Raw genomic sequence first — 6,309 nt, 5'->3', positions numbered from 1 at the left:
GGAATTCGTAGAGAGAATGCGCGCCATATCCCCATGTTCTCTACGAATCGCAGCGGGAGCGAAAAGCGCAAAACGATACTTATGCGCTCAAGCGTGACTGGATCGACGACTGCCCCAACACTTCTGATGTGGCCACCGAAATGTGGTCGTCCTCACATCCACATCAGAATCGAGCTAGACAATGTTGGTAGCACTCGGCCTCGGAATGGTGGCCACCTTCATGGTCCTGATCATCACCAAACGGGCCACGCCCGTGGTGGCGCTGATCCTCGTCCCGGTCGCGTTCGGCCTGTTCGCGGGTGCCGGCCTCGACATCAGCGACATGATCACCGACGGCATCAAGGATCTCGCACCCACCGCGGCGATGCTCTTCTTCGCGATCATCTTCTTCGGGATCATGATCGACGTCGGCCTCTTCGACCCGGTGGTCCGCCTCGTCATCCGAGCCGTACGTGACGACCCCGCCCGGCTCGTCGTCGGTACCGCGGTCCTCGCGATGGTCGTCTCGCTCGACGGTGACGGATCGACAACCTTCATCATCACCACCGCCGCGCTGCTGCCGCTGTACGTGAAACTCGGTGTGAGCCCGGTGGTTCTGACCGTGGTCGCCGGTCTCGCCAACGGCACCATGAACATCCTCCCGTGGGGTGGTCCCACCGCCCGCGCCGCGAGTGCGCTCAAGATCGACACCAACGATGTCTTCGTCCCGATGATCCCCGCACTCGCCGCCGCGCTGGTCGTCGTACTTCTCTTCGCCTACCACCTGGGAGTCCTCGAACGCCGACGCACCGGCACGCTCGAGATGAAGGAATCGTTGTTGGCCCCGCGCGAGGAGGTGCTCGTCGCCGCCGGCACCGGCACCACCGTCCCGCCGATGCCGCCACGACGCACTACCGGTGGGTCGTCGGACATCGACTCGACGCCAACGGGTTCCGACGACGAAACCCAGAACCGCGACCAGTCGTTCTCCAGCGTCCTCCACCCCGACCGGGAAACCCTGCGTCCAAAGCTGTTCTGGGTCAACGCCGGACTCACCGTCGCGCTGCTGGCGATCCTCGGCGCCGACATCCTCGCCATCCCCGTGCTGTTCATGGTCTTCGCCGGCATCGCCCTGGCGGTCAACTTCCCGCACGTCAAGCAGCAGCAGGCAGCGATAACCCGACACAGCTCCAGCATCGTCTCGGTGGTGGCCATGGTCCTCGCCGCCGCGGTGCTGACCGGCGTCTTCAACGGCACCGGCATGGTCGACGCCATCGCCCACTGGCTCTCCGACGGCATCCCCGACTGGATGGGGCCGCACATGGCCATCGTCGTCGGCGTCCTGTCGATCCCGTTCACCTTCCTGATGAGCAACGACGCCTTCTACTACGGCGTGCTGCCGGTCCTGTCCGAGACCGCCACTCGTTACGGCATCGACCCCACCGAGATGGCCCGCGCATCCATCACCGGTCAGACAGTGCACATGCAGAGCCCGCTGGTCCCGGCGATCCTGCTGCTCGTCGCGCTCGCCGGTGTCACCCTCGCCGACCATCACAAGAAGGTCCTGTGGCGGGCGACGGTGGTCTCCCTGGTCATGCTCGGAGCGGGCGTGCTCGTCGGAGCCATCCCGTTCTGAACGGATCGATGTCGGTGGCGGCGCTGGATTCAGCGCCGCCACTAGGCTGACGTCATGCGTTTACGGACGCAGGTGCTGCTGTTGCAGCTCGCTGTCCTCGCGGTCAGCCTCGCGGTCGGGTTCGGTCTCGTCATCGCCGGGGCCGACGACCGTGTCCGCGACGAGTACGCACAGCGAGCCCTCGCCATCGCCCGGTCGGTGGCCGCCGACACCGAAGTCCGCGCCGTGGTGGCCGACCACCAGGGCCGCGCCGTCGACGCGGACGAGCTCGCCGATGGACCCTTGCAGCGCCAGGCGGCCGCGATTCGGGAGCGCACTGGTGCACTGTTCGTCGTCATCGGCAACGACCAGGGCATCCGACTCGCCCATCCCGAGGTCGCGGAACTCGCCAGACCTGTGTCGACCGACCCGTCGACGGCGCTGTCCGGCTCAGACGACATCGCGACCGACCGCGGCACCCTCGGCGAGTCCGTCCGGGCGAAGGTCCCGGTCTTCGACGCCGCCGGTCGCATCGTCGGCTTCGTCAGTGTCGGCGTCTCGACGGAACGGCTTGCGAAGGAGACCCGCAGCGACATCGTCGCGACGACGCTCCTCGCGCTGACCGCACTGGGCATCGGCGCACTCGGCTCGGTCATGCTGGCCCGGCGCTGGCGCAAGCTCACTCTCGGTCTCGAGTCCGACGAACTCGCCGAACTCGTCCGCGAACAGGGCGCGGTCCTGCACGCGATGGCCGACGGCGTGCTGGCCGTCGACGCCGACGGCATCGTCCGGGTCGTCAACGACAAGGCCCGCACCCTCCTCGACATCGACGCCCCGGTGGGTACGAGGGCCGCCGACCTGGGACTCACCCCGCGCATCGCAGCCGTCCTGGCCACGCCCACCGACGAGCCTCTCGCCGCCACGGTCGGCGATCGCGTCGTCCTCGTCAGCTCCCACCGGGTCCACGCCGATGGCCGCGACCTCGGCATGGTCCTCTCGGTCATCGACCGCACCGACGTCGAAGCGCTCAGCCGCGAGGTCGACTCCATCCGATCGATGGGCGTCGCTCTCCGCGCACAGCAGCACGAGACCGCCAACCGCATCCACGTGCTCGCCGGCCTCTTACGTCACGGCCGCGCCGATGAAGCACTCGACTACCTCGAAGAACTGTCCGGCAGCGGCCCCGGCGGCGCGCTGCTCGCCGGCCTGGGCAACATCCGCGAACCCCACCTCCACGCGTTCCTCGACGCGAAAGCCGCCCACGCACGCGAACGTCGCGTCACGCTCCGCCTCGGCGATCAGACCTGGCTGCAGGGCACACTCACCGAACCGGTCGTCGCGACCACCGTCGTCGGCAACCTCATCGACAACTCGATCGAGGCCGCCTCCGGGGCCGGCGTCGACGGCGTGGTCGAGGTGGAGCTGATCGCCGACGGTGACACCCTGTTCGTCTCGGTCGGCGACTCCGGGCCGGGCATCTCCTTCGACGATCCGGACCAGGTCTTCGCCGAGGGCGTCACCACCAAACCCGGCGACCACACCCCCGGCGGTCGGGGGATGGGCCTGTCCCTCGCGCGTCAGGTCGCGCGCCGGATCGGTGGAGACCTCTGGGTCGCGGACCCCGGTGGTGAACGGTCGCCGACGCCGGAGCATGATCCGCCTGGCGCACTGTTCGTCGCCCGGCTCCCGGGCATCATCGCGCCCGGGTCCGACGAGGAGGTGAGGCCGCAATGACCGAGGAGCTGGGTGTCCTCATTGTCGACGACGACTTCCGGGTCGCCGCACTGCATTCGACGATCGTCGACGCCGTCCGGGGCTTCAGCGTCCGCGCGCGGGTCGGCAGTGTCGCCGAGGCGCGTCGGGCGTTCGTCGACCACCCCGACATCGACCTCGCGCTCCTCGACGTCTACCTCCCCGACGGTTCCGGCATCGACCTGGTCGCCGAACTCGACTGCGACTGCTTCATCGTCGGCGCCGAGACCGACGCGGCCGCCGTCCGCACCGCGATGCGCGCCGGTGCGCTGGCCTATCTGATCAAACCCTTCGACGACGCAGACCTCGCTCGTCGCCTCGCCGGTTATGCGCAGTACCGGCGCGTGCTCAGCGGCGAGAACGTCGACCAGCACGCGGTCGACGCCGCTTTGTCCGCGCTGCGGTTCGGCACCCGCGCAGCGGAGCGGTCGGAATCGGGATCGCCCACCGAGCAACGGATCCTCGACCTGTTCGTCGACGCCGACACCGGCCTGTTCGCCGACGACGTGTCACGGGAGGTCGGGATCGCCGCTCCGACGGCCCGGCGACACCTGGCCAACCTCGTGGCCGCAGGCCGTCTCCGGATGTCGCTGCAGTACGGAACCACCGGCCGACCCCGGCAGGAATACCGACTCCCCAAATCGTGACCAGATAATGTCGCGGCCGGGGTACGCCACCACCCTCGCGCACTAGAGTGTCAACCCATGACGACGCAAGTAGACGCCACCAATCCCGATCTGGTGACGGTCGGTGTGCCGACGCACTGGTACAACCTCGCCGCCGAGCTCGAGACGCCGATTCCCCCGCACCTGCATCCCGGTACCAAGGAGCCCGTCGGCCCTGAGGACCTCGCCGCGCTGTTCCCGAGCGGGCTCATCGCGCAGGAGGTCTCCAGCGAGACCTACATCGAGATCCCCGAGCCGGTCCGCGAGATCTACAAGATGTGGCGTCCGTCGCCGCTGATCCGTGCCCGCCGCTTCGAGGACGCGCTCAACACCAAGGCGCGCATCTACGTCAAGTACGAGGGGGTCAGCCCGGTCGGCAGCCACAAGACCAATTCCGCTGTCGCGCAGGCCTACTACAACAGCATCGACGGCGTCACCAAGCTGACGACCGAGACCGGCGCCGGCCAGTGGGGCAGCGCGCTCGCCTTCGCCGGTGCGCAGTTCGGCATCGATGTCGAGGTCTGGCAGGTCCGCGCCTCGTACAGCTCGAAGCCGTACCGCGGCTTCCTGATCCGCACCTACGGCGGCACCATCCACCCGAGCCCCTCGGACCTCACCGAGTCGGGCCGGGCCATGCTCGCCAAGGATCCGGACACCACCGGCAGCCTCGGCATGGCCGTCAGCGAGGCCGTGGAGGTGGCCGCCTCGAACGCCGACACCCGCTACGCCCTGGGCAGCGTGCTCAACCATGTGGTGCTGCACCAGAGCGTCATCGGCCAGGAGGCCGTGGACCAGCTCAACGCCGTCGAACCCGGCGGCGCCGACGTCGTATTCGGCTGCGCCGGTGGCGGTTCCAATCTGGCGGGGCTGTCGTTCCCGTTCCTGCGGGAGAAGCTGCACGGACGGTCGAACCCGCGCGTGGTCGCCGCCGAGCCGGCCGCCTGCCCATCGATCACCCAGGGCGAGTACCGCTACGACCACGGTGACGTCGCCGGTCTCACCCCGCTGCTCAAGATGCACACGCTGGGAATGGATTTCGTTCCGGACCCGATTCACGCCGGTGGCCTGCGTTACCACGGCATGGCGCCGGCGCTGAGCCACACCGTCGAACTCGGACTGGTCGAGGGTGTCGCCATCACGCAGCACGACGCATTCGCCGCGGGCGTGCAGTTCGCTCGGGCGCAGGGCATCGTCCCTGCTCCCGAGTCCACGCACGCGATCGCGGCCTGTGCTGCCCACGTCGCCGACAGTGACAAGGAAGAGGTCGTGGTCATCGGCCTGTCCGGTCACGGACAGCTCGATCTGCCTGCCTACGCAGAGTTCCTCGACGGCAACTTCTGAGCATGACCCCGGCGATGCGGACGGTCGGTGTCGACCTGTCCGCATCGCCGGCCAAGACCGCGGTCGCAGTCCTCGACTGGTTCGATGACCGGGCCGAATTGGTGGACCTTGTGGTCGGAGCCGACGACGCCGAGATCCGACGCCTCGTCGACGGCGCGACACGCATCGGGATCGACTCACCCTTCGGCTGGCCCGGCGACTTCGTGGATTTCCTTGTCGCACATCATCGTGATGGTCTGAGTCCCGGTCGCAAGCTCGACGACATCGCCAATCGCCGCCCGCTCGCGCTGCGTCGAACCGACCTCTGGATCGCCGAATCCGGACTCGGCAGGCCACTCAGTGTGTCCGCCGATCAGATCGCTCACGTTGCCTTCCGCTGCGCGGGTCTCCTCGCCGACCTGGGTGTCGACGACCGTATTGACGGTTGGGCCGTCGAGGCGTATCCCGCCGGGGCACTGAAACGTTGGGGTTTCACCTCGCGCGGCTACAAGCGGGAAGCGAACCGCACTGTGCTGGCCGGCTTGGTCGACGCTGTGCAGACGGCGGTGCCATGGCTGGTGCTCGGTGACCGCGTCGGCCAGATGTGTAGCGACGACGACGCATTCGACGCCGTCGTCACCGCGCTGATCGCCCGCGCCGCCGAGTTGGGGTACACGACGCTGCCTGCCGCGGGTGATCGTTCAGTCGCATTGCGCGAGGGGTGGATTCACGTACCGAACTGCGAGCTTCACGAGCTCGGCCCCGTCGCTGGTTGAGTGGGCGAGGAGTGTGCGACGAGCCGTTCCCCTCGCTGGTTGAGTAGGCGAGGAGCCTGCGACGAGCCGTATCGAAACCCCGTTGACCTCGATACGCGGCGTCCTCGCTCCGCTCGGTCGGCGCACTCGGCCAGCAGAAGTGCTGGTTGAGTAGGCGAAGAGTGTGCGACGAGGTCGTTCCCGTCGCTGGTTGAGTAGGCGA

General features: G+C 68.0%; 5 protein-coding genes. All 5 read left to right on the top strand.

The genetic code is table 11. The annotated features are described in order from the left end of the window. The first annotated feature begins 181 nt into the window (after positions 1-181). The 5 genes from M1L58_RS15505 to M1L58_RS15485 are packed head-to-tail and all read left to right on the top strand — an operon-like array spanning position 182 to position 6,107. Positions 182-1,615, top strand: a complete 1,434-nt coding sequence (locus M1L58_RS15505) for a CitMHS family transporter (protein ID WP_248659557.1) — start codon at positions 182-184, stop codon at positions 1,613-1,615. Between the two features lie 54 nt (positions 1,616-1,669). Then, positions 1,670-3,328 carry an ATP-binding protein gene (locus M1L58_RS15500; protein ID WP_248659556.1) on the top strand — a complete coding sequence of 553 codons (1,659 nt, stop codon included), beginning with the start codon at positions 1,670-1,672 and terminating at the stop codon, positions 3,326-3,328. Next, positions 3,325-3,993, top strand: a complete 669-nt coding sequence (locus tag M1L58_RS15495; RefSeq protein WP_248659555.1) for a response regulator — start codon at positions 3,325-3,327, stop codon at positions 3,991-3,993. The genes M1L58_RS15500 and M1L58_RS15495 overlap by 4 nt, the downstream gene beginning before the upstream one ends. Before the next feature lie 57 nt (positions 3,994-4,050). Next, on the top strand, positions 4,051-5,352 hold the full coding sequence (locus tag M1L58_RS15490) for a TrpB-like pyridoxal phosphate-dependent enzyme (RefSeq protein ID WP_248659554.1): 1,302 nt from the start codon (positions 4,051-4,053) through the stop codon (positions 5,350-5,352). Positions 5,353-5,354: 2 nt separating this feature from the next. Further along, positions 5,355-6,107, top strand: a complete 753-nt coding sequence (locus M1L58_RS15485; protein ID WP_248659553.1) for a DUF429 domain-containing protein — start codon at positions 5,355-5,357, stop codon at positions 6,105-6,107. Positions 6,108-6,309 lie beyond the last annotated feature (202 nt).

It is taken from the genome of Gordonia sp. C13, from assembly GCF_023218005.1.
GTDB lineage: Bacteria > Actinomycetota > Actinomycetes > Mycobacteriales > Mycobacteriaceae > Gordonia > Gordonia namibiensis.
The sequence above is the reverse complement of the archived record's forward strand: the minus strand, read 5'-3'. Positions and strand labels throughout refer to the sequence as shown.

What these genes read in the sequence shown, in the direction of transcription:
- M1L58_RS15505 (WP_248659557.1), top strand. Translation starts at nt 182, where the DNA reads ATGTTGGTAGCACTCGGCCTCGGAATGGTGGCCACCTTCATGGTCCTG.
- M1L58_RS15500 (WP_248659556.1), top strand. Translation starts at nt 1,670, where the DNA reads ATGCGTTTACGGACGCAGGTGCTGCTGTTGCAGCTCGCTGTCCTCGCG.
- M1L58_RS15495 (WP_248659555.1), top strand. Translation starts at nt 3,325, where the DNA reads ATGACCGAGGAGCTGGGTGTCCTCATTGTCGACGACGACTTCCGGGTC.
- M1L58_RS15490 (WP_248659554.1), top strand. Translation starts at nt 4,051, where the DNA reads ATGACGACGCAAGTAGACGCCACCAATCCCGATCTGGTGACGGTCGGT.
- M1L58_RS15485 (WP_248659553.1), top strand. Translation starts at nt 5,355, where the DNA reads ATGACCCCGGCGATGCGGACGGTCGGTGTCGACCTGTCCGCATCGCCG.